19 protein-coding genes, 2 tRNA genes and 1 other annotated feature are annotated in these 23,302 nt (G+C 34.7%); of the genes, 17 read left to right on the top strand and 4 right to left on the bottom strand.

Translation table 11 applies throughout. The features are described from left to right. Positions 1 to 157: 157 nt before the first annotated feature. The 10 genes from rph (at position 158) to yihA (ending at position 10,127) form a co-directional block, all read left to right on the top strand. Entirely contained in the window at positions 158 to 898 is a 741-nt protein-coding gene (rph, locus tag KQI49_RS06840; RefSeq protein WP_256438989.1) for a ribonuclease PH, read from the top strand. A 39-nt stretch (positions 899 to 937) separates the two neighbouring features. After that, positions 938 to 1,540, top strand: a complete 603-nt coding sequence (locus KQI49_RS06835; protein ID WP_216487618.1) for an XTP/dITP diphosphatase — start codon at positions 938 to 940, stop codon at positions 1,538 to 1,540. Positions 1,541 to 1,558: 18 nt separating this feature from the next. Further along, positions 1,559 to 2,071, top strand: coding sequence for a metallophosphoesterase family protein (locus KQI49_RS06830; protein WP_253286702.1), 513 nt, complete (start codon positions 1,559 to 1,561; stop codon positions 2,069 to 2,071). 276 nt (positions 2,072 to 2,347) lie between these two features. Then, positions 2,348 to 2,418: transfer RNA gene (locus tag KQI49_RS06825), tRNA-Gly, on the top strand. A gap of 11 nt (positions 2,419 to 2,429) precedes the next feature. Next, a tRNA-Arg gene (locus tag KQI49_RS06820) sits at positions 2,430 to 2,503 on the top strand. Positions 2,504 to 2,640: 137 nt separating this feature from the next. Then, complete coding sequence (locus KQI49_RS06815) at positions 2,641 to 3,627, top strand: tetratricopeptide repeat protein (protein ID WP_216487617.1); 987 nt, start codon at positions 2,641 to 2,643, stop codon at positions 3,625 to 3,627. A 133-nt stretch (positions 3,628 to 3,760) separates the two neighbouring features. Further along, positions 3,761 to 5,050: a trigger factor gene (tig, locus tag KQI49_RS06810; protein ID WP_216487616.1), complete on the top strand. Its 1,290-nt coding sequence runs from the start codon at positions 3,761 to 3,763 to the stop codon at positions 5,048 to 5,050. Positions 5,051 to 5,669: 619 nt separating this feature from the next. Beyond that, positions 5,670 to 6,947, top strand: coding sequence for an ATP-dependent protease ATP-binding subunit ClpX (clpX, locus tag KQI49_RS06805; protein ID WP_216487615.1), 1,278 nt, complete (start codon positions 5,670 to 5,672; stop codon positions 6,945 to 6,947). Between the two features lie 275 nt (positions 6,948 to 7,222). Continuing rightward, positions 7,223 to 9,553, top strand: a complete 2,331-nt coding sequence (gene lon / locus KQI49_RS06800; RefSeq protein ID WP_216487614.1) for an endopeptidase La — start codon at positions 7,223 to 7,225, stop codon at positions 9,551 to 9,553. Further along, on the top strand, positions 9,540 to 10,127 hold the full coding sequence (gene yihA, locus KQI49_RS06795; RefSeq protein ID WP_216487613.1) for a ribosome biogenesis GTP-binding protein YihA/YsxC: 588 nt from the start codon (positions 9,540 to 9,542) through the stop codon (positions 10,125 to 10,127). Before lon ends, yihA begins: the two co-directional genes overlap by 14 nt. 402 nt (positions 10,128 to 10,529) lie before the next feature. Here yihA and KQI49_RS06790 read toward each other — a convergent pair whose 3' ends face one another. Next, the gene (locus KQI49_RS06790; protein WP_216487612.1) at positions 10,530 to 11,012 is read right to left on the bottom strand and encodes a LiaI-LiaF-like domain-containing protein; all 483 of its coding nucleotides are present in this window, start codon (positions 11,010 to 11,012) and stop codon (positions 10,530 to 10,532) included. A gap of 199 nt (positions 11,013 to 11,211) precedes the next feature. On the opposite strand from KQI49_RS06790, the gene spoVID reads away from it, so the two are divergent. Continuing rightward, entirely contained in the window at positions 11,212 to 12,294 is a 1,083-nt protein-coding gene (gene spoVID / locus KQI49_RS06785; RefSeq protein ID WP_216487611.1) for a stage VI sporulation protein D, read from the top strand. Positions 12,295 to 12,374: 80 nt separating this feature from the next. Next, the gene (locus KQI49_RS06780) at positions 12,375 to 13,388 is read left to right on the top strand and encodes a protein kinase family protein (protein ID WP_216487610.1); all 1,014 of its coding nucleotides are present in this window, start codon (positions 12,375 to 12,377) and stop codon (positions 13,386 to 13,388) included. Here the strand turns inward: KQI49_RS06780 and KQI49_RS06775 are convergent. Beyond that, entirely contained in the window at positions 13,385 to 13,573 is a 189-nt protein-coding gene (locus tag KQI49_RS06775; protein WP_216487609.1) for a hypothetical protein, read from the bottom strand. The two genes, KQI49_RS06780 and KQI49_RS06775, sit on opposite strands and share 4 nt — an antisense overlap. A gap of 141 nt (positions 13,574 to 13,714) precedes the next feature. Next, positions 13,715 to 13,965: a binding site (T-box leader), on the top strand. A gap of 88 nt (positions 13,966 to 14,053) precedes the next feature. Here KQI49_RS06775 and KQI49_RS06770 point away from each other — a divergent pair. After that, entirely contained in the window at positions 14,054 to 16,699 is a 2,646-nt protein-coding gene (locus KQI49_RS06770; RefSeq protein WP_216487608.1) for a valine--tRNA ligase, read from the top strand. A gap of 295 nt (positions 16,700 to 16,994) precedes the next feature. Here KQI49_RS06770 and KQI49_RS06765 read toward each other — a convergent pair whose 3' ends face one another. Together KQI49_RS06765 and KQI49_RS06760 are read right to left on the bottom strand one after the other, a co-directional pair. Continuing rightward, complete coding sequence (locus KQI49_RS06765) at positions 16,995 to 17,849, bottom strand: ATP-grasp domain-containing protein (protein ID WP_216487607.1); 855 nt, start codon at positions 17,847 to 17,849, stop codon at positions 16,995 to 16,997. 19 nt (positions 17,850 to 17,868) lie between these two features. Further along, entirely contained in the window at positions 17,869 to 18,747 is an 879-nt protein-coding gene (locus KQI49_RS06760) for an ATP-grasp domain-containing protein (RefSeq protein WP_216487606.1), read from the bottom strand. A 90-nt stretch (positions 18,748 to 18,837) separates the two neighbouring features. Here KQI49_RS06760 and KQI49_RS06755 point away from each other — a divergent pair, with 90 nt between their 5' ends. The 4 genes from KQI49_RS06755 to KQI49_RS06740 all read left to right on the top strand — a co-directional run bounded on the left by KQI49_RS06755 (position 18,838) and on the right by KQI49_RS06740 (position 23,296). Continuing rightward, positions 18,838 to 20,136 (top strand): bifunctional folylpolyglutamate synthase/dihydrofolate synthase, encoded by a 1,299-nt coding sequence (locus tag KQI49_RS06755; RefSeq protein ID WP_216487605.1) that lies wholly within the window; start codon positions 18,838 to 18,840, stop codon positions 20,134 to 20,136. A 121-nt stretch (positions 20,137 to 20,257) separates the two neighbouring features. Beyond that, entirely contained in the window at positions 20,258 to 21,145 is an 888-nt protein-coding gene (locus KQI49_RS06750; protein WP_216487604.1) for a hypothetical protein, read from the top strand. Positions 21,146 to 21,348: 203 nt separating this feature from the next. Next, positions 21,349 to 22,041: a RadC family protein gene (gene radC / locus KQI49_RS06745; RefSeq protein ID WP_305852318.1), complete on the top strand. Its 693-nt coding sequence runs from the start codon at positions 21,349 to 21,351 to the stop codon at positions 22,039 to 22,041. Between the two features lie 214 nt (positions 22,042 to 22,255). Next, positions 22,256 to 23,296: a rod shape-determining protein gene (locus KQI49_RS06740; protein ID WP_305852317.1), complete on the top strand. Its 1,041-nt coding sequence runs from the start codon at positions 22,256 to 22,258 to the stop codon at positions 23,294 to 23,296. Positions 23,297 to 23,302 lie beyond the last annotated feature (6 nt).

The raw sequence follows: 23,302 nt of genomic DNA, 5'->3' as shown, positions 1-23,302 counted from the left end.
TTTTCTTATTTTAGTATTACTTCCATAATTTTAGTCTTACTTGAGAGAATTGAAACTTCCTTGTTCAAAATAAGTGAGTTTTTTCTTAATAAGTATTATAATTTTTCTTTAGTGAAGAATATGATAAGCTTAACCTTATTGAAGGAGGAGTTATACATTGTCAAGTCAAGATGGGAAAGAAAATCATCAATTACGTCCAATGAATATAATAACGCATTATATCAAACATCCAGAAGGGTCTGTATTAATTGAAGTGGGAGACACAAAAGTTATCTGTAATGCTAGTATTGAAGATCGAGTTCCTCCTTTTATGCGTGGCCAAGGGAAAGGCTGGATTACTGCCGAATATTCTATGCTACCTAGAGCGACTAAACAACGAAATATTCGAGAATCATCAAGAGGCAAAGTGGGCGGTCGTACGATGGAAATACAACGTTTGATTGGCAGGGCCCTTAGAACTGTAGTTGATCTGGATCAAATAGGTGAGCGAACAGTCTGGGTTGACTGTGATGTCATTCAAGCAGATGGAGGTACGAGGACTGCCTCTATCACAGGCGCATTCGTAGCTGTTGTTCTAGCTTTTGAACATTTATTAAATGACGGAACGATAGATAAATTACCAATTACAAATTTACTTGCAGCTACATCGGTAGGAGTGCTGGAGGATGAGAGAATTGCTATCGATCTAAATTATGAAGAGGATTCTAAAGCAGCAGTTGATATGAATATAATCATGACGGGTGACGGAAGGTTTGTTGAAATTCAAGGTACCGGTGAAGAAGCAACATTTTCTTATGAGCAATTACAAATGCTCTTACAATTAGCTGAAGAAGGAATCCAACAAATTATGAAAAAACAGCGAGACGTATTAGGAGATATTGTTAACCAAATCAAATAGTGAAATAATAGAATACTTTATTACTAAGGGTGCTTAACAATGAAAGAAATAATTATTGCAACTAAAAATAAAGGCAAAGCGAAAGAGTTCGAAGAGTTTTTTAAACCACATGGTATCCGTACTATTTCTTTATTAGATTTTGTTGAAGAACCTCAAGATATAGAAGAAACAGGAGTAACATTTAAAGAAAATGCTGCACTTAAGGCAGAAACTATGTCGAACGAACTTAACAAGCCCGTCTTAGCGGATGATTCAGGGCTAATTATCGATGCGCTTGACGGTAGACCGGGAATTTTTTCTGCGAGATATGCTGGAGAGCCAAAAAACGACCAAGCTAATATAGAAAAAGTTCTCAATGAATTGAGAGATGTCACAGAAAAAAATCGAACAGCCCGATTTATTTGTGTCATCGCAATTGCACAACCAGATCAACAAACTATTTTCAAAACGGGATATTGTGAAGGTCATATCTCTTTTTCAGAAACAGGAACCCACGGATTTGGCTATGATCCAATTTTTATTCCAGAGGGTTATACAAACAGTATGGCCGAATTAACATCTGATGAAAAAAACCTTATTAGTCATCGAAGCCACGCTATAAAACAGTTGGAACAATGGATTCAAAGAGATGCGGATAAATAAAAATGGGAGGGGAATATATTGAATAAAGTCTTGATCATGAGTGATAGCCACGGATTGGAAAATGAAATCATTATGATTAAAGAACGCCACGAAACTAAGAACTTAATCCATTGTGGAGATTCAGAATTAGATATGGACGCCTCTGTGATGGAAGATTTTCTAAAAGTAGCCGGCAACTGTGACTTTGATGCACGTTATCCAGAAGAGCAAGTCGTTGATATAGGGGAACTAAAATTTTTGATTGTTCATGGTCATCTACATGGAGTTAAAAGTGGACTTACTGCTTTATCTTATAGAGCGGAAGAACTGGGTGCACAAGTTGCATGTTATGGACATACTCACGTTGCTGATGTTAGTAAGATAAACAATCAGTTATTTATAAATCCAGGCAGTATTCGTTTGCCTAGAAATAGAACAGAAAAGACATACTGTATCATGACATGGGAAGAAAAAAGTAGTATTGCTATTCAATATTACACGTTAAGTGGAGAAATTGTAGAAGATTTATCACATATAATAAAACTTGATTAAAAGTTGGTTTCATTACTTCTCTGAAGGTTAATCCACTTATAAAGAGAACATACCTTCAGAGAAAATAATTTTTTCAATTTTTATGTTGACAAAAGTATAAAAAGTTCATATAATAAGTTTTGTGACCAAAAAGGTGAGCAATAAATAGTTTGCACTAGCGAAATAGGCATCGAGTTGCCCCGAAGCATAACTTATCCCTGAATAATCTAGAAGATGTAGGGGCAAATTACTCAGAATAAAATCGAGTTTTATATAACAAATTTAATCTATTAATATGCGGGTGTAGTTTAGTGGTAAAACCTCAGCCTTCCAAGCTGATGTCGAGGGTTCAATTCCCTTCACCCGCTCTTATACATATGTCCCAGTAGCTCAGCTGGATAGAGCAACAGCCTTCTAAGCTGTAGGCCGCAGGTTCGAATCCTGCCTGGGACGTCTATGAGAAACCTAATATAATTTAATAGGTTTCTCATTTTTTATGATTAATTTTAAAATTACGGTTTACCTGCCTTGGAAAAAGGGTATGTATATAGATGACTAAAATTAAACAAACTATAAAAAGGAGGTAAACCATGTCAAATGCACATAGTCGTAATGTAATACTTTTTCCGAAATGGAAATTAACTTTGGAAGAACAAAGCCTACAAGCGCTTAAAGAAAAAAAGTACGATGAAGCACTGGATAAATTAAATAAATTAATGAGTTATCAAATCATGGATCATGAAATTATTATCGGAAAACTCATTTGTTTAATTGAATTGGGAAGATACAAAGAAGCTGAAGGTTTATGTGAAAAATTAATACAGCACCCCGATGAGCATTATTATCATTATGTACATATTTATTTAACGATTCTCTTTCAGACAAATCAATACACATCGCTTATGGACTTTGTAGAACAAGAATTGCCTGTCGAGTGTATACCCGAAACAATAAGAGAGCAGTTCATTCAACTTTATGATTTAAGCTCAAAGATGAAACAAGACATTGATAATGAAAAAGTCTTTGGTTATGAAAAGGATTTAAAAGATGCTTTTGAAGAGGGAGATTATCAAATTCAATGGCAATTGCTTGAGACAATGAGAAAAATGAAGACCCATCCTACGAATAATATAATAACTTATTTAAATGATAAACAAATTCATCCAGTGATTAAAACATCTATATTTCATTGGTTACAAGATTTAAATTACGCTCAAGTTGTAAAAATACATAAATTTAATGAAGAATTAGATGTTATTCCAATCGATATACAAAGTATAAAATATCATCCGATATTCAAGCAAACAATGTTTATATTTAGTGACTTAGAACAACAAAACCCATCTTTATATAAAATGTTGGAACAATTGTTATATCGTTATACATATGTGAGGTACCCTTTTTTTCCACCGAAGGACTCAATATTAGTTATTGCACAAGCATTAAGGCAAGTAGGCGAGAAATATATTAATCTACATAATGAAATAGATAGGCATGATCTGGAAACAGAGGTAGCATATTACATAGAAGAAATAGAGATTAGTCAAACATTATATTTAAGTATTATAGAAGAATAAAGTGTATCACCGTCTATCGCTTGAAAGGCAATTGAAGTATGGTATAATGAAATGGTTGAATTTTAATGATAATAATATATTCATGCTCATAATGAATGGGAAATGATAGAAGTAGATTTTGGAGGGAACAAATATGTCAGCAAAATGGGAAAAAAAAGAAGGAAATCAAGGTGTTTTAACATTTGAAGTAGCGCCTGAGGATTTTGAGAAAGCATTGGATCAAGCATTTAAAAAGGTAGTCAAAACAATTGAAATTCCTGGGTTTAGAAAAGGGAAAGTACCACGCAAAATCTTTGAACAACGTTTTGGAGTTGAGTCTTTATATCAAGATGCGGTAGATATAGTGTTGCCAGATGCTTACATGAATGGTGTAACAGAGGCAGATATTGAACCTATTGATCAGCCTGAAATCGATATTGAACAAATTGAAAGAGGCAAACCACTTATTTTCACTGCAAATGTTGAAGTAAAACCGGAAGTGACATTAGGTGACTATAAAGGACTTGAAGTGGAAGAGCAAGACGTTGAAGTCACTGATGAAGATGTTGATCATGAATTAGAACACTTACGTGAACACCAAGCTGAATTAGTCGTTAAAGAAGAAGGTGAAGTTGAAGAAGGCGATACAGTTGTAATCGACTTTGAAGGTTTCACTGATGGAGAACCATTTGAAGGTGGAAAAGCTGAAAATCATTCATTAGAAATCGGTTCTGGCCAATTCATTCCCGGGTTTGAAGAGCAATTAGTTGGTGAAAAATCTGGCGAAGAGATGGAAGTGGAGTTAACTTTCCCAGAAGACTATCATGAAGAGAGCTTGGCCGGTAAAGAAGCAACATTTAAAGTTACAATTCATGAAATTAAGCAAAAAGAACTTCCAGAACTTGATGATGAATTTGCTAAAGACGTTGATGATGAAGTTGAAACATTAGATGAATTGAAGAATAAGAAAAAAGATGAACTAGAATCACAAAAGAAACAAGAAGCTGAAAACCACAAGCGTGAAACTTTAATCGAAAAAGCCTCGGATAATACGGAAGTAGATATCCCTGAAGCGATGGTTAATACAGAATTAGACCAGATGGTAAACGAATTTGAACAGCGTCTTCAGATGCAAGGTATGACGATGGAGATGTACACACAATTCTCTGGTCAAGATAAAGAGGCATTGAAAGATCAAATGAAAGAAGATGCTGAAAAAAGAGTGAAAACTAACCTTACGTTAGAGGCTATTTCTGAAAAAGAGGAACTTGAACCGACAGAAGAAGATATTAACGAAGAGCTTGACCAGATGTCTTCCATGTATAATGTAGAGGTTGACCAATTGAAACAAATGCTTGGTGGAAATACCGATATGGTTAAACAAGATTTAAAACTTAAAAAGGCTATTGAATTTTTAGTCGATAATAGTAAAGTCGTAAAATAATAAGTTGAAATATAAATAAGGTGCGAGTTTTCTCGCACCTTATTTATATTTATGGAGAATAAAGGTATAATTTAACTATGGTAATGTTAAAGCTAGAATTTAAAGTAATTATAGGTGAGATATTTTTTTGGGTGTACTAACATGTCAGAGAAGTTTTTTTTGTGCAGAAAAGAGTTTTTCACGGGAAAATAGTAATCTTTTCTTATAGGATGGACATATGATAAATTGTATCTAGAAAGATAATGGTAAATAGTAATTCATAATTTACAAGTGCATTCAATTGACTTTTGGATAAAAATATCCATAATAAAACATAATACAAAGCTACATCTGAATGTTTTTAATTGGTTAATTAATATGTTAACTGAATGTCGCTCTTTGTGTTCTCTTTATGAGTAAGAAATTGTAAGTAAGGGATTGGCATTTTGTAATTACCTAGTTCATTTAATTAACATATAGTGGAGAATAGAAAAAAATCCACTAAAATGAAATTACACTTGATTCACTGTGTTGATATGAGTGTTTTATTTTGTTTTCTGTTTTTGTTTTGATATGATTACAATGACAGTTAATTGATGTGGAATTGTTTGGCAAGATTTAATTTTAGGGGTGAAAATGAATGTTTAAATTTAATGAGGAAAAAGGGCAATTAAAGTGTTCTTTTTGTGGTAAAAGTCAAGAACAGGTCCGTAAATTAGTTGCCGGTCCTGGTGTTTATATATGTGATGAATGTATTGATCTATGTACAGAAATTGTAGAAGAAGAGCTAGGCACTGAAGAGGAAACAGAATTTAAAGAAGTACCAAAACCGAAAGAAATTTGCAGTACTCTTGATGATTATGTAATTGGTCAAGAACAAGCTAAAAAGAATCTATCCGTAGCTGTTTATAATCATTATAAGCGAATTAACACGCCACAAAATTCAGATGATGTGGAGTTAGCAAAAAGTAATATTGCCATGCTCGGGCCGACTGGTAGTGGTAAAACATTACTTGCACAAACACTTGCCAGAATTTTGAATGTACCATTTGCAATGGCTGATGCGACATCTCTAACAGAAGCTGGATATGTTGGTGAGGACGTAGAAAATATTTTATTAAAACTTATTCAAGCTGCAGATTACGATGTTGAAAAAGCTGAAAAAGGTATTATTTATATTGATGAAATAGACAAGGTAGCTAGAAAATCAGAAAATCCATCAATTACAAGAGATGTATCAGGTGAAGGGGTACAACAAGCGTTACTAAAAATCATTGAAGGGACAGTTGCCAGTGTTCCTCCTCAAGGTGGAAGAAAGCACCCACATCAGGAGTTTATTCAGATTGATACAACGAATGTCCTGTTTATTTGTGGTGGAGCATTTGATGGAATCGATGAAATTATTAAGCGCCGCTTAGGTGAAAAAGTAATCGGATTTGGTGCCAATGTTGAAGAACAAGAACTAGATAAAGCTGAATTGCTTTCAAGGGTATTGCCTGAAGATCTTTTAAGATATGGCTTAATACCTGAATTTATTGGCAGATTACCTATTATTGGTTCACTTACTCCACTAGATGAAGAAGCTCTGGTTGAAATACTGACAAAACCGAAAAATGCGCTAGTTAAGCAATATGAAAAATTATTCCAGATGGATGATGTTGAGCTAGAATTTGAAGAAGAAGCTTTAATTGAAATAGCTAAAAAGGCAATTGAGCGTAAAACAGGAGCCCGAGGCTTGAGGTCAATTATTGAAAGTATTATGCTAGATGTGATGTTTGAATTGCCTTCACGTGAAGATATCGATAAATGTATTATTACAAAAGAAACGGTTGTTTCTGAAGATTCCAATCCTAAAATTGTTTTCCACGATGGAACAGTGACGGACAATATGAAAAAGTCACCAAGAGAAAGTGCCTAATTCATATTTAAAAGAAAATGAATTTAATTGAGACTGACATAACTCTATCGGCTCAGCTGATAAGTTATAAGTCAGTCTCGTTCTTTTGTTTCCAAAATATTGTATTTGGAAAGTATTTGAATCAGAAAGACGGCTATACTAAGGGTGATGTCCACTTATTGGACATTTCTTTGCTCTAATAGCTTTTTTATGTACATATTGTTTACAAAACGATGCATATTCTATAAACTTTAAAGCAACATGACATAATAAACATAAATGTGGAGGTACATACGATGACTAAAGATATCAACGAACTTCCCCTCCTTCCATTACGTGGACTACTTGTTTTTCCTTCGATGGTACTTCATTTAGATGTCGGTAGAAAGAAATCAATCGCAGCACTTGAAAAAGCCATGATGGAAGACCAACATATATTTTTAGCAGCCCAAAAAAAAGTTAGTGTTGAAGAACCAAAAATGGATGAAATATACCGTGTTGGAACGGTCGCTGAAATAAAGAAAATGTTAAAATTGCCTAACGGAACCATTCGTGTTCTTGTAGAAGGATTAGAACGTGGGGAAATAATTAACTTTACTGAAGAAACAGATGAGTTTCTCGTTAATATACAGCCGTTAAATGAAATACCAGGTGATGATTATGAAGCAGAAGCTTTAATGCGCTCATTATTATACCAATTTGAACAATATTTAAAAATATCGAGAAAAATAACACAAGAAACATTTGCTACAGTCTCAGATATTAAAGAACCTGGTCGCCTATCTGATATCATAGCATCCCATTTATCATTGAAAATTAATGAAAAACAAGAGTTGCTTGAAATGTTAGAAGTGAATAAACGGCTCAAGCATTTAATAGGTCTAATTTCAAATGAACAAAAAATATTAAACTTAGAAAAAAAGATTGGCCAGCGAGTAAAAACCTCAATGGAAAAAACTCAAAAAGAATATTATCTACGTGAACAACTCAAGGCAATTCAACAAGAACTTGGTGATAAAGAAGGGAAGACAGGAGAAATCGCCCAGTTTAAAGAAAAAATAGAACAGGCAAATATGCCTGAACGAGTTTTAAAAGTAGCATTAAAAGAATTAGATCGTTATGAAAAAGTACCTCAAAGTTCAGCAGAAAGCTCTGTTATTAGAAATTACTTAGAATGGCTCGTCTCACTTCCATGGACTGAAAAATCAGAAGATACGCTTGAAATCAAGCATGCTCAAAAAGTTCTTGATGAAGATCATTATGGTTTGGACAAGGTGAAAGAACGAATTCTAGAGTATTTAGCTGTCAAAAAATTAACAGACTCAACCAAAGGCCCCATACTCTGCTTGGTTGGACCACCTGGCGTGGGGAAAACCTCCTTAGCAAAGTCAATCGCCAAATCAATTAATAGAAACTTTGTAAGAATTTCTTTAGGTGGCATTAGAGATGAGGCGGAAATACGTGGCCACAGGCGCACCTATATTGGAGCTATGCCGGGTAGAATTATCCAAGGAATGAAAAAAGCTGAAACAATTAATCCAGTGTTTCTTTTAGATGAAATTGATAAGATGTCCAATGATTTTCGTGGGGATCCATCTTCTGCAATGTTGGAGGTTCTAGATCCAGAGCAAAATAGTAACTTCAGTGATCATTTTATTGAAGAGACATATGATCTGTCTCAAGTGCTATTCATTGCTACTGCAAATTATATAAATAATATACCACGTCCTTTGCTTGATCGAATGGAGTTAATTTCTATCGCAGGTTATACAGAAGTGGAAAAGCTCCATATTGCAAAAGACCATTTACTGCCTAAGCAATTAAAAGAGAATGGACTTGAAAAATCTAATCTACAGATCCGAGACGATGCTCTATTAAAGCTAATTCGCAGGTATACTCGGGAGGCAGGCGTACGAGGGTTAGAAAGACAACTAGCAACCGTCTGCCGAAAAGCGGCCAAAATTATCGTTTCAGATAAACAAAAACGAGTAATTGTAACTGTTAACCGTTTAGAAGAATTGTTAGGAAAGCCATTATTTAGGTATGGACAAATGGAACAAGAAGATCAAGTCGGTACTGCAACAGGACTTGCTTATACAGCTGTAGGTGGTGATACCCTTTCTATAGAAGTATCCCATTATCCCGGAAAAGGAAAGTTAACATTAACAGGAAAATTAGGCGAGGTCATGCGTGAATCTGCGCAGGCAGCGTTTAGCTATATTAGATCACGCACTGAAGAACTTCAGATTGATCCTAACTTTTATGAGAAATATGATATTCATATTCACGTTCCTGAAGGCGCAACACCTAAAGATGGTCCGTCTGCGGGTATTACTATGGCAACAGCACTTGTATCGGCATTAACGGGCCGCCCCGTTAAAAAAGAGGTAGCTATGACCGGAGAAATTACATTACGTGGTCGAGTTCTACCAATAGGTGGATTAAAAGAAAAATCACTAAGTGCTCATCGTGCAGGGATTACCAAAGTTATTATTCCCTCAGAAAATGAAAAGGATATTGATGATATTCCTGAGAGCGTCCGTAAAGATATAACATTTATTAAAGTTAAGCATCTGGATGAAGTATTAGAACATGCACTAGCGGAGAAAAAAGATGAAAGTAAATAAAGCAAACTTAGTAATTAGTGCCGTGAGCCAACGTCAATACCCGGAAGATAATCTTCCTGAAATTGCTTTAGCAGGTCGATCAAATGTCGGGAAATCATCGTTTATCAATAAATTAATCCAGCGTAAAAGTTTAGCGAGAACCTCTTCAAAACCAGGTAAAACTCAGACCTTGAATTTTTACACTATTAATGACTTATTTTATTTTGTTGACGTGCCAGGATATGGTTATGCAAAAATCAGCAAAGCTGAACGAAAAAAATGGGGCACGATGATGGAAGAGTATTTCCAAACAAGAGACTCATTAAAAGCTGTTATACTTGTCACAGATAGTCGACATGCACCTACAAATGATGATATTCAAATGTATGATTATTTGAAGTATTACGATCTGCCCGTTATTATTATCGCTACTAAAATTGATAAAGTAACGAAAAGCAATCGGAACAAGTATTTAAAGCGTACTAAACAAACATTTCAAGTTGAAAAAAATGATGTCGTTATCCCATTTTCTGCTGAAACAGGAGAAGGTAAAGACAAAGCATGGACCACTATTAGAAATTATATAAATTCTTAAGAGTAAAAAAATGAAGCTGGGATAAAACCGAGTATTAGTTATTAAAAGACGAATAATTTTTAGCGGATATTATTCGTTTTGGAAAAATACTTTGCTTACCGCAGGGGGTTAAGAATTGCAGTTCATTCTTCTTTGCTGATGAGCCTCGGCCAACAGGATGTTGGTCGTGAAGGCGCCCCCACAGGACGTCGCGAATTTAGCCTTCCATCATTCATGGCGCTCTGCGGGGTCTCATCTAAGCTTTTCATCCTGCTAGACAAGGAATACTTCGACAGCGATTCATCGCGATTTTTTTCAAGGAGTCTACGTATTTTTCCTACGCTGATTTTAAAAGTGTATATTAAAAGAAATATACTTTAATACGTTCGCTTTTACATTAACTAAAATACTTATGTCTCAGCCTCATTTTTTTCTTACTAAGAAATAAACACCTAAAATAATTAAGGCTATTGGCCAATAAGCTTCAATGTAACTAAGTAGATAGTAGACCCAGTCAAACCAGGCAGGAAGCCTAATTGAAAAAATAATAATTGAGGAAATGATAATAAAGGCTGAACCTAGTAGAAAACCTTTTTTTGTTTTTAAGGATCTTATTATAAAAGCAATACCTATAATTAATGTATACATAGCCCAATGATTTATCCAAAAGTCATAATGTGCCATTCCGTGAAAATGAAGACCTAAACCTAAAATAAGAGTTCCACTGAATAAACTTTGGTATTCTTTTAGGCGGTAGCTGTATATAAGTAATGCCAAGCCAATTATAATTAATAAAGTGGGCCATGAATAAAAATCTGTAAAGATTGGTATTTTTAATTGTTTTAAAAGAAAAAACACTCCAATCCCAATGAACAAATAGCCTACAAAAAAGTTTTGTCTTTTCAAATTATCCCCCCCTTAAAACACTAAAATAAAACATTAAATCAATTCTAACTCATTTACGTTATATACCACTATAAAGTTTCAATTAATAATTAGCAATCTGAGTTTTGTTCCATTGACAAGCATATCCTCATGTTAAACAACATATAGATAATTTAGATAACTAGAATACTATTGTCATATAAAGAAGGGAGGATATGACTTGAATAATGAGCAATCTGTTTTCAGTTTTGAATTAAACGAGTCATTATTTTTTGAAAAAGGACAGGAAGTAGCAGAAATTAAAGGGGTCTCGCTTGATCCTGATATATCTATTCAATCGTTTGAAGATTATATATCCATAAGGGGTGTCGTTGAATTAAAGGGAGAGTATGAAAAACTATCTTTACCAAGCAATCATGACGATTCTCTTTCTTTAGAAGATTATCATCAAGCCAAGAGATATATTGAAGAAGTCGTTGATATGAGTGGCGACGTTTCTGAATTTAATCATCGATTTCCTGTTGAAATTTCTGTACCGACTTATCGTGTGAATAATTTAGAAGATGTGACGGTACGTATCGCTTTCTTTGATTACGAATTACCAGAGCCAGGACAATTTAATTTGATGTCAACAATAGAAATTCACGGCATCAATGATGGAGACTTAGAAGAAGAGCGACAGGAATATGACATGTCACATAGTACCGATGAAGAGTCTAATCAAGAAGAAGTCTTAGATGAAACATTTGAGTTCGAACTAAAAAAGAGAAAAGAATCTGAGGAGGTAGATGAAGAAGAAATAATAATTGAAGAAACATTAGTCGAAAATGCAGTGGAAGAGGTAAAGAGACAAGAAGCTGAACAACAGGTAGAAACCCATCCGGAAGAGGAAGCCCAAGAAAAACCTTTAGAACATAAGAAGGACGAAGCAGGATCTGAAGGTCCTCGCTGGAAAAAAGAACATAGCCAGACTTTGGCTGAGTTCTTTAATCAGGATGCTAGTATAGAATCAAGTAGCTCCGAAGACATCACAGTTTCTTCTGAAGTGGATGAATCGAGTACCCTAATGGAAAGCAGCAGTTCAGGTGATAAAACGGATTTAAGATATCTAACAGGTATGTTTAGAGATGAAGAAGAAAACTATACCCAGATGCGTCTTTGTATTGTGCAAGAAAACGATACGCTTGAGTCTATAGCAGAGAGATATGAAACCACTTCTATGCACATAGCCAAACAAAATAGATTAGCTGACGATGCCATATCGCAAGGTGAATTATTGTATATTCCATATAAGAAAAAATAATGTTAAATAAAAATAAACATAATCAGATTGAGAACCCCTTGGACTTAAAATCAAGGGGTTCCATATGTTGGGGTGTTAATATGATTGAACAAATAATGAGCGCCTATGGTATACATCCCGTTGATATAGATCATGTAACAAGAAAGGTGTCTAGAGTAACTGATGGGGTCATAGATTTTGCATTAAAAGCATCTACTATGACGTCAACGTCATTAACGAATTGGCAACAAGTCTTGCATCAAGCAAACCATAGCAACTTACCTGGTGTTTTACCTGTATATTTAACGATAGACAATGCGTTATATACAGTTAAAGGCAGCCATATACTTTATTTAATGCCTTGGATTGAAGAAAACAATCAGGAAGAATTGAATATTGAATTACTTTTTAAATATATCGGACAAATTCATCAACGCACTCAATTCACCACAACGATACCAGGTGATAAAACAAAGCAACAATTTAAAGAATACCAAAACTCTAATGAAAGTGATTTTCAGTTTTTATTTAATTCGGTTCAACAGTTTGAGCAGAATAAATATATGTCCCCTTTTGAACTGTTAATTTGTAGCCAATTTATCAGCTTAGAGAATGTATTTAATGTCTTAAATTCCTTTGTCGATCGATTTATGAATGCTAGGGATGAGACGTCGTTATGGAATCTTAGTTTATGTCATGGCAATTTGAAAAGAGAGCATCTTATTCAATCGAGTCAGCTCTATATTATTAACTGGGAAAATGCAAAATATGATAACGCAATTATAGATTTAACGTCTATATTTAGTAGTATCGTTAATGAACCACTTATTGAACCAGATCCATTAATTGATCAATTTGAAGTATACTTACAAGAAAATGAACTTGAAATAGATGAGCTTTATTTATTAGTTATTTTTTTACTTGATTGTCGAGAATATCTTTCTATTATCAAAAACTATTTAAACAGAAATCCTTCACATTATTCAATGATTAATCAAATTATTAAATTACAGCACACTTATCGAATTCTTATGCTTGGTTTGAAAATTGCTGAACATGTGGAGACGAAAGAAAATGATTCCCTATTAGATGATTTGGATAATCTCGAAAGTTAAATCCATTCAAGATAAAAAGCGACGAATAACCCAATCAGGAGACCAAGTAACAAGACATCAAATGTTGTGGGAAAAAACAATGTGCGAATTAACTGGAAAATCATAATGGGTAATGTAACTCTTTCGATAACTATTAGACATTGGCGAGCCCACGGGGGTAGACGATAACGATAAAAACGTGCCAAAGAATCTTCCTCCTTTTATTGGTGATTTTATATGGTTACTATAAAACACTTCACTTTTTACATTCTTTCTAATATAATATGTATACGCATAGTTGTTTCGTGAAAAAATGGAACAAAAGAAATAAGTATATAAATAAAATAAAAAATGCACCGATAGGGAAGAGTACAAAGAGAGACCTATAACAGAGAGGAATGAATGCTGAGAAATTCCTAGGTTCGAATTTTGGAAGGTCACCCTGTAGCAGCCTTTTTGAACAAAAGCACTTAATTACCTTAAGTGTTTTCAATAGAAAAGGCCGGTTATATAAACCGTTAACAAAGCAGAGTGTACAGCGTATAGACGCTTGTAAACAAAGGTGGTACCACGGAAAAAAAGTCTTTTCGTCCTTTTATAGGGCAAAAAGACTTTTTTTGTTTTAGTGAAATTTGTGATGATTACTGTAAAATCATTAAAATTAAATTATATTAGGAGGAATTAAAATGGAGGAAAAAGGAAAAATGGCACTGCCCTCAAAGTATCACCCTCAAGATGTGGAGAAAGGGCGTTATAAGTTTTGGCTCGATGGCAAGTATTTTGAAGCGACGGGGGATCACAACAAAGAGCCCTTTTCAATTGTCATTCCCCCACCGAACGTCACTGGAAAACTTCACTTAGGACATGCGTGGGATACGACAATGCAGGATACAGTTGCTCGTATGAAGCGAATGCAAGGTTATGATGTCTTGTGGTTACCTGGAATGGATCACGCTGGGATTGCTACTCAATCAGTAGTGGAGGCTAAATTAAAAGAAAAAGGTCAAAATCGTTATGATTTAGGTCGTGAAAAATTTTTAGAAACAGTTTGGGAATGGAAAGAAGAATATGCTGGATTTATTCGTTCCCAATGGGAGAAAATGGGTTTAGGCTTAGATTATTCGAGGGAGCGTTTTACTCTAGACGAGGGCTTGTCACAAGCGGTTCGTGAAGTGTTTGTGAAATTATATAAAAAAGGACTTATTTACCGTGGAGAATACATTATTAACTGGGACCCACAGACAAAAACTGCACTTTCTGATATAGAAGTAATCTATGAAGAAGTTCAGGGGAAATTTTATCATATGCGTTATCCAATTAAAAACAGTGATAAAACAATCGAAATTGCAACCACGAGACCAGAGACAATGTTAGGTGATACTGCAGTCGCTGTTCACCCTGATGATGATCGTTATAAAGATTTAATCGGTGAAACTGTTATTTTACCGATTGTTGGTCGAGAAATTAAAATTGTAGCTGATGAATATGTAGATATGGAATTAGGGTCTGGTGCAGTAAAAATTACCCCAGCCCATGACCCAAATGACTTTGAAATTGGCAATCGTCATAATCTTGAACGTGTCCTTGTCATGAATGAAGATGGAACCATGAACGAAAATGCTGGAGACTATCAGGGACTCGATCGTTTTGAATGTAGAAAACAAATAGTCGATGACTTAAAAGAGCAAGGCGTTATGTTTCACATCGAAGAAAGACTTCATCAAGTCGGACATTCGGAGAGAAGTGGGGCTGTTGTAGAACCTTATCTCTCGACCCAATGGTTTGTAAAGATGCAGCCACTTGCTGATGCAGCTGTAGATCTACAAAAGACAGAGGATAAAGTCAACTTTGTTCCTGAACGATTTGAACAGACTTATTTACACTGGATGGAAAATATTCGTGATTGGTGTATTTCACGTCAATTATGGTGGGGACATCGTATTCCAGCATGGTATCATAAAGAAACAAATGAGCTCTATGTTGGTACTGAAGCACCTGAAGATATTGAAAACTGGGAACAAGACGAAGATGTTCTGGATACATGGTTTTCTTCCGCATTATGGCCATTTTCTACTATGGGTTGGCCTGATGAAAATAGTGAGGATTTTAAGCGTTATTTTCCTACTGATGTGCTTGTAACAGGTTATGATATTATTTTCTTCTGGGTTGCTCGAATGATTTTCCAAGCGAAAGAATTTACAGAAAAAGCTCCTTTTAAAGATGTGTTAATTCATGGATTAATTCGTGATGCTGAGGGACGTAAAATGAGTAAGTCACTTGGTAATGGTGTTGATCCGATGGAAGTAATTGAGAAATACGGAGCAGATTCGCTCAGGTATTTTTTATTGACGGGTTCTACACCTGGTCAAGATCTTCGCTTCCACTGGGAAAAGGTTGAAGCAACGTGGAACTTTGCGAATAAAGTGTGGAATGCTTCTCGTTTTTCATTAATGAATATGGAAGGTTTCAGTTATGAAGATATTGATTTATCGGGTGATCTGTCACTCGCTGATAAATGGATTTTAACACGTCTTAATGACACGATTGACCATGTAACTAAGAATACAAATAAATATGAGTTTGGTGAAGCGGGCCGTTATTTGTATAACTTCATCTGGAATGATTTATGTGACTGGTATATTGAAATGGCAAAACTTCCGCTATATGGAGACGACGAAGCAAAGAAGAAGACAACTCGCTCTGTGCTTGCACATGTTCTTGATATGACAATGCGGATGCTTCATCCTTATATGCCGTTTATTACAGAAGAGATTTGGCAGCAATTGCCTCATGAAGGTGAGTCGATTACTGTAGCTAAATGGCCTGAAGTCGAGGAAGCTTTTCATGATGAAAAAGCTGCTAAGGAAATGGATCGTCTTGTATCGATTATTAAATCCGTACGAAATATTAGAGCGGAAGTGGATACACCGATGTCAAAAGAAATCCAACTTCTCATCCAAGCTGAAAATGAAGATATTGTTAAGGAACTTGAAAGCGAACATCAATATCTTGAGCGCTTTTGTAATCCAGGCGAATTAAAAATTGCTAGCAACATTGATGTTCCTGAAAAAGCCATGAGTGCTGTGGTAACTGGAGCGGAACTTTTCTTACCACTTGAAGGATTGATTGATTTTGATAAAGAAATTGAGCGGCTGGAGAAGGAATTAGATAAATGGACAAAAGAAGTTGAAAGAGTTCAGAAAAAGTTATCGAATGAAGGCTTTATTAGTAAAGCCCCAGAAGAGGTAGTCAATGAAGAAAGAAGAAAAGAACTAGATTATCTAGACAAACAGACAAAAGTAAAAGCGCGCCTAGCTGAGTTAAAAGGATAATAAAAAAAGCAACAACGAAGATCACTTCCTGACTCTCGTTGTTGCTTTTTTATACCCAAAAACTTCTAATATGAATTTAAACAAAATCATATAATTCATATGATGTGCAGTAATTTAACACTTTTCACTAAAAGAATGAGGTAAACCGTCGCTACGGAAATACGCTTCGCTACAATTATAATTTCTCTTTGATTAATGTAACAACCTAACACCTTTCTAAGCTCCACAAATTTGTGATTAGTCTTAGAAAGATTTTCTGCCCATAATATATCAACTATGCAAGAGATTTTAATGTCTAGTATAGTCTATTTTTAATATAGGTCATATATTCTCGGACAATATTTTTATTAGAGACTTCACTAAGAATTCTTGAACCGACAACGTCTTCTATTTCGTTGAAGAGCAAGTTACCATTATGATCGATTAAAAAGTCAATACCCACCATTCCAAAGTCAAAATGACTAATAATTTTATTGATCATCAGTTCTTCATGTGAGCTTAAATCATACCAAACAGCTGAACCTCCTAATTTAAAGTTAGCTCTAAAATCTGTTTTACTTTTACGTAACACACTACCGATGATTTTTTTGCCTACAACGAATACGCGTAAATCTTTTCCTAGTTGGACATCACACGACTGAACAATTAATTTTTTGGATGAAAGTAGAGTCAAATGCTTCGTCCACTCTACTTGATTTTTGATTAAATAAACGTCTTTACCCCCATGACTTTCAGCATCTTTAACAACAAAAGGGTAACTCATTGGTGGCTGATTAGTTAAGTTCTCTGCTTTAATAAATAAAGTATCAAGCATGGGAACATTGAGTTTTCGAATCATAAAATGAGTCAACGCCTTATTGTTACACACCATTGAAACTTCTGAAGGGTTAAAGATATTAACACCCATCGCCTCAAGTTGCAGACTTAGCAAAAAGTCAATTGTTCTTACAATGGCAAGCTCGGGTAAATCAGTTGATTGACCATTAATTTGGCAAGATAATTGATTTGATACGACACCTATTTCAATATTTTCATGTAATACTAACTTTAAATTGATATCTTGTAGAGAGGCTTCCGCCGTGCACCAGTTAATAAATGATTTATTTTCTTTTGCGTCTGATTTTGAATAGATTAACCATCCTGTTTGCATAACAACTCATCTCACTTTTCTATATTGTTCTTTCGATATAATCAATAATAAAGTCAGCCACATTTATATTTGTACAGTCATATATATTGCGGATATGAGCATTTGAATTAATTTCACAAATAAGTGGACCATCCTCACCAAATAAAAGATCGACACCGGCAAAGTCTGCACCAATTGCCTTGGTGCCTGCAATAGCAAGCTCCTCTTCTGCTTTAGTTGGTTGATATAGTTTCATTTTTCCACCGCTCGTAATATTGGCACGAAAATCATCTCTAGAAGTACGCATCATAGCTGCAACGACCCTATCGCCAACAACTTGAAGTCTTAAATCTTTTCCGTAACTTGTATGGATAAATTCCTGGAAAATGTATGCTTTACCGTGTAAGGTGTCCATCTTTTTAACAAGTTCTTCTTTTGTATGAATTAAATAGACTTGTTCACCAAAAGATCCAAATGACTCCTTTACAATTAATGGTAATTTTAATTCCTCAACAACAGCATCAACATTCAATGAGCTTTCTCTGTGACTAGTAAAAACCTTTGGAGCTATAATTGTTCTTGGTATGGGTAGATGATTCGCGGCGAGTTGCTGATATGTTGAAATTTTATCATCACTAATAGCTATGGATTCTGCTGAGTTAAAAACAGGAATACCTAATAATTCTAGTTGTCTTGCTAAATAAATATCTTTATCTGTAAAAATGATATAATCAGGTAATGCTAAGTTATTATTATAAAGTAGGGTTAAGTGAGACTGATCCAAAACACTTAATAAATCGTTGTTCTTATAAATATTAACCTCATGTTTATTTCGAATTGCAGCTGCTTGTAGCATTTCTGCAAAATCTAAAAATTTATTACCTGGTAAATTGCCATTATAAATAATCCATCCGTGCATTATTACCTTATCTCCTTCATGTAAATTTGATAGAGTCCTCAATCTATTGCTATACTCAGTTTAGTTTAAAAAGTGAAAAGTGGTGTAACTATGCTCGAAAATATGGATCAAGTTGAAGCTTTTTTTTATAACCGAAAAAAATACGGGATTAAGCCTGGGCTTGACAGAATAAAAAAATTGTTAAATAAGCTTGATAATCCACAAAACAAAATAAAGGCCATCCACATAGCCGGTACCAATGGTAAAGGATCCACGTTAAATTATATAAAAAGCGCACTTATTGCTAATCAGTATAAGGTTGGTGTTTTTACTTCACCAAGCATGACTGGTCTTACCGGCCATTTGTTTGTAAACGATCAAATGATTGAAGAAGACTTCTTTATAAATATAATGAATACGATACTTCCCAGTATACAACAAATGGATGAACAAGGGTTCCATGTAACTGAGTTTGAAATTATAACGGTGGTAGCTTTTATTTATTTCTCCAAAATCGCTGATATTTCATTAATTGAAACTGGCATGGGTGGATTAGAAGATGCAACCAACTGTGTAAATCCGATGATTTCTATTATTACGAGTGTAAGTTTAGATCATACGACATATTTGGGTAATAAAATAGAACAAATAGCGACACATAAAGCTGGTATTATTAAAAGTAATATACCAGTAGTTATTGGTAAAATGCAATCAAGTGTAGAAACAATCATTTTACAAGAGACTAGATCAAAGAATGCACCATTATTTAAATTGGGTGATGAATTTACATATTCCAATATAGAGGTGAAGCAAGAAGGAGAAAACTTTATCTGGCATGATGAGGAAACTAATCTTCCTGTTATATTAAAAATGAGTGGGAGACATCAAGTGGAGAATTGTTCCGTTGCTCTTAAGGCTGTGAATATGCTTCGAGAACAGGGTTATTCCATTAAATGGGATGCTGTACAGACAGCATTACGACTCGCATCCATTCCAGGTAGATTTGAGCCAATATACAATGATCCGACGATTATCTTAGATGGTGCTCATAATCCAGCTGGTATTGAAACATTTTTAAATACAATTTCAAGTCATTATCAGTATGCTGAAAAACATCTTCTTTTTGGGGTTTTTAAAGATAAAGATCTTGATCAAATGATTGGGCAATGTATCCCACATTTTAAGTCCATCACTTTAACGTCATTTGAACACGAGCGATCAGCAGGTATGGACGAGTTAAGTAAATATAGCACAAGGGAGAACATCCAAGTAGTGAATGACTGGGAAGAACAACTTTCAAATATTCTTAACCATTCAACTGATCCTAATAGCGTGTATTTTATAACGGGATCATTAAATTTTATCTCTCAAGTTAGAGAAAAGATGCGGAGAGATGATTATTTACGATAATTATATGAACTGCATTTTTTGTAGAAATAAATATAGATTTCACTGACAATTTTCGCCTTCTTTTTTATACCACTTATGCTAGACTTATTGACAAACTAAACTAGTAAAGTGAGTGGGAAGCGTGACACATAGACGAAAACCAATTGTAAAGATGAATGGTAAGAAAATAGACAAAGAGGTAAATAAAGCTACATGGAATCGATCGATCAAAGATGAGGTAGCTGCGACTGTGGAAAAAACAAATCATTTTACTAATGAACGCGCAAAAAAGAAAAGTGTTGGTTCAAATAGAGGGAAGCAATTGATTTTAAAATTCAAGCCATTGATAACCACAATTTTTCTAGCGTTGATAATTGGATCTATATTTGGATTTGTTATGTTGAAAATCTTTGGAACCATTGATAATGGCATGGCGACCCCGGGTAATAACCCTGTAGTAAATTTAGATAAAGCGACTGAAAAAGATGATGAAATTGAAGGTGAAGATAATATTGAATTACCGACTATACAAGCATATATCTTGCAAGGTGGCGTTTTTTCAAGTGAAGAAAATGCCGAAGAATTCGCTCGAAAATATCAAGAGAATGAGATTCCTACGATAATTTGGCCACGTGAGAACGAATATTTTTTATTATTAGGAGTAGCTCATACATTAGAAAAAGGGGAAAAATTAGCAAGTAGAATCGAAGAAGAAGAATTGGAGGTATTTGTTAAAGAGTGGGCAACACAAGCCTCAGAGATAAGTCTGACTAGTAATGAAGAAGAGTGGATAAATTCATTTCAAAAATGGCTAACATCTTCTATAGAAGAATTAGATGAACAGGAAAATAGCTCCATAAGCAGCTTGGAAAAGTTGCTTTCAGATTTACCAGACGATTCTGGTTCACTAGAAAGTTTTAAGGAATCTATTCAAGCGATTGTTAAAGAAATTAAAGAAGATGGCCGTTCACCTACACAAGAAGATTTATTAAACATGTGGCTTCAATATGAGCTTTTTATAGAGAAGTGAAAAACGGATTACACTTTGTTAGTCAATTTAAGGGATTTATCATAGTAATATGTTTTTTAGTGTGTTAATTTTACCAAAAAGCTATTTATATGATTGGAAATATGCAAATTAAGATAATTTTGTCTACTAAATTACATACTTATCAGGTTGTCTGAAAGCTTTCCTTTCGCTATGATCAAGCCATCATACTATATAAAGGGGAAATGATAAGTGTGCAACCTATTATGATTAAAGATGTGCCAAAAGAAGACAGACCGAGAGAACGTATGTTAAAATTTGGATCAAACCATCTTTCGAATCAAGAATTGCTTGCAATATTACTTGGTACGGGAACAAAACAAGAATCAGTGATGGCCTTATCAAATCGAGTACTCATGCATTTTGAAGGATTGAATTTATTAAGGGACGCAACAATAGAGGAATTAACAGCTATAAAAGGGATTGGAAATGCCAAAGGTGTCTTGGTTTTATCTGCAATCGAACTTGGAAAACGAATGAATGAGTATAAACCAGAAGAGCGATATGTTATTCGCTCGCCCGAAGACGGTGCAGACTATGTGATGGAAGAAATGCGAAGTCTTAATCAAGAACATTTCGTAACGCTCTTCTTAAATACTAAAAATCAAATCATTCATAGACAAACTATTTTTATTGGAAGTTTAAATGCTTCTATCGTGCACCCTCGTGAAGTGTTCCGAGAGGCTGTTAAGCGTTCTGCGGCCTCAATCATTGTCGCACATAACCATCCTTCTGGTGACCCGACTCCTTCTCAAGAAGACATCCACGTAACAAGGCGGTTGGTTGAGTCTGGAAAGATGATTGGTATCGAACTTTTGGACCATTTAATTATTGGTAATCGAAAATTTGTCTCATTAAAAGAAAAAGGGTATTTATAGTACTATCAATTTTAATCATTATTTCGTATAATTATATAGAGATTGTAAAAATAGCGTCATTTTCATTATTTATTGAGAGTGACGCTTATTAAAATTGATAATTTGGTTTTATTTGAAGTTAAAATGAATGTATAATTAGTAATTCACATAATATAAGTACTATCGTTTTAGCTTGTATTGTGAGCAACTGCAGCTTAGAAAGAGGGAGATTTTTTTGGGTTTATTCAACTTTACACAGGATTTAGGGATAGATTTAGGAACTGCTAATACACTTGTTTTCGTAAAAGGTAAAGGAGTCGTTGTTCGAGAACCAACAGTGGTCGCAAAAAATATTGAAAGTGGCGAAGTTGAAGCCGTTGGTAGTTATGCTAGAAATATGATTGGACGAACACCAGGAAATATATCTGTTATTAGACCGATGAAAGATGGTGTGATTGCTGAGTATGATACAACCGCTACAATGATGAAATATTATATAAAAAAAGCGATGAAAAATCGTTCATTGTTTGCCAAAAAGCCAAGTGTCATGGTTTGTGTTCCATCTGGAATTACTATGGTTGAAGAACGTGCAGTTATTGATGCAACGAAGCAAGCTGGGGCTAAAGATGCTTTTCCAATCGCTGAGCCTTTCGCAGCTGCTATTGGCGCGGGGTTACCTGTCTGGGAACCAACAGGAAGTATGATTGTTGATATTGGTGGAGGAACGACAGAAGTAGCTGTTATATCTTTAGGTGGTATTGTAACAAGTCGTTCGATTCGTACCGCGGGTGATAATATAGATGAATCGATAATTAATCATATTCGTAAAAATTATAATTTATTGATCGGTGAACGATCTGCAGAATCTGTTAAGATGGATATTGGGTCTGCTGGTGAGATCTTAGAAGATAGGGAAATGGACATTCGCGGTCGGGATTTATTATCCGGTTTACCTAAAACAATCACGATTACAGCGAAGGAAATTTCAGAGTCCATACACGAAGCTGTAAATTCGATTGTTGAAGCAGTTAAGTCTACATTAGAAAAAACTCCACCAGAACTAGCAGCTGATATTATGGACAGGGGTATTGTATTATCTGGTGGGGGAGCTCTTTTAAATAATATTGATAAAGTAATAAGTGATGAGACGAAGATGCCTGTCTTTGTTACGGAAGATCCTTTAGATAGTGTAGCAATTGGTACAGGTAAATCATTGGAATACATTCAGCATTTTAGAACACATCCAAATGTATCCACACGTCCCACCATTGATTAAGTAGGT

This window comes from Virgibacillus sp. MSJ-26 (genome assembly GCF_018918075.1).
Lineage (GTDB): Bacteria > Bacillota > Bacilli > Bacillales > Amphibacillaceae > MSJ-26.
This window is presented reverse-complemented; position numbering and strand designations above follow the sequence as displayed.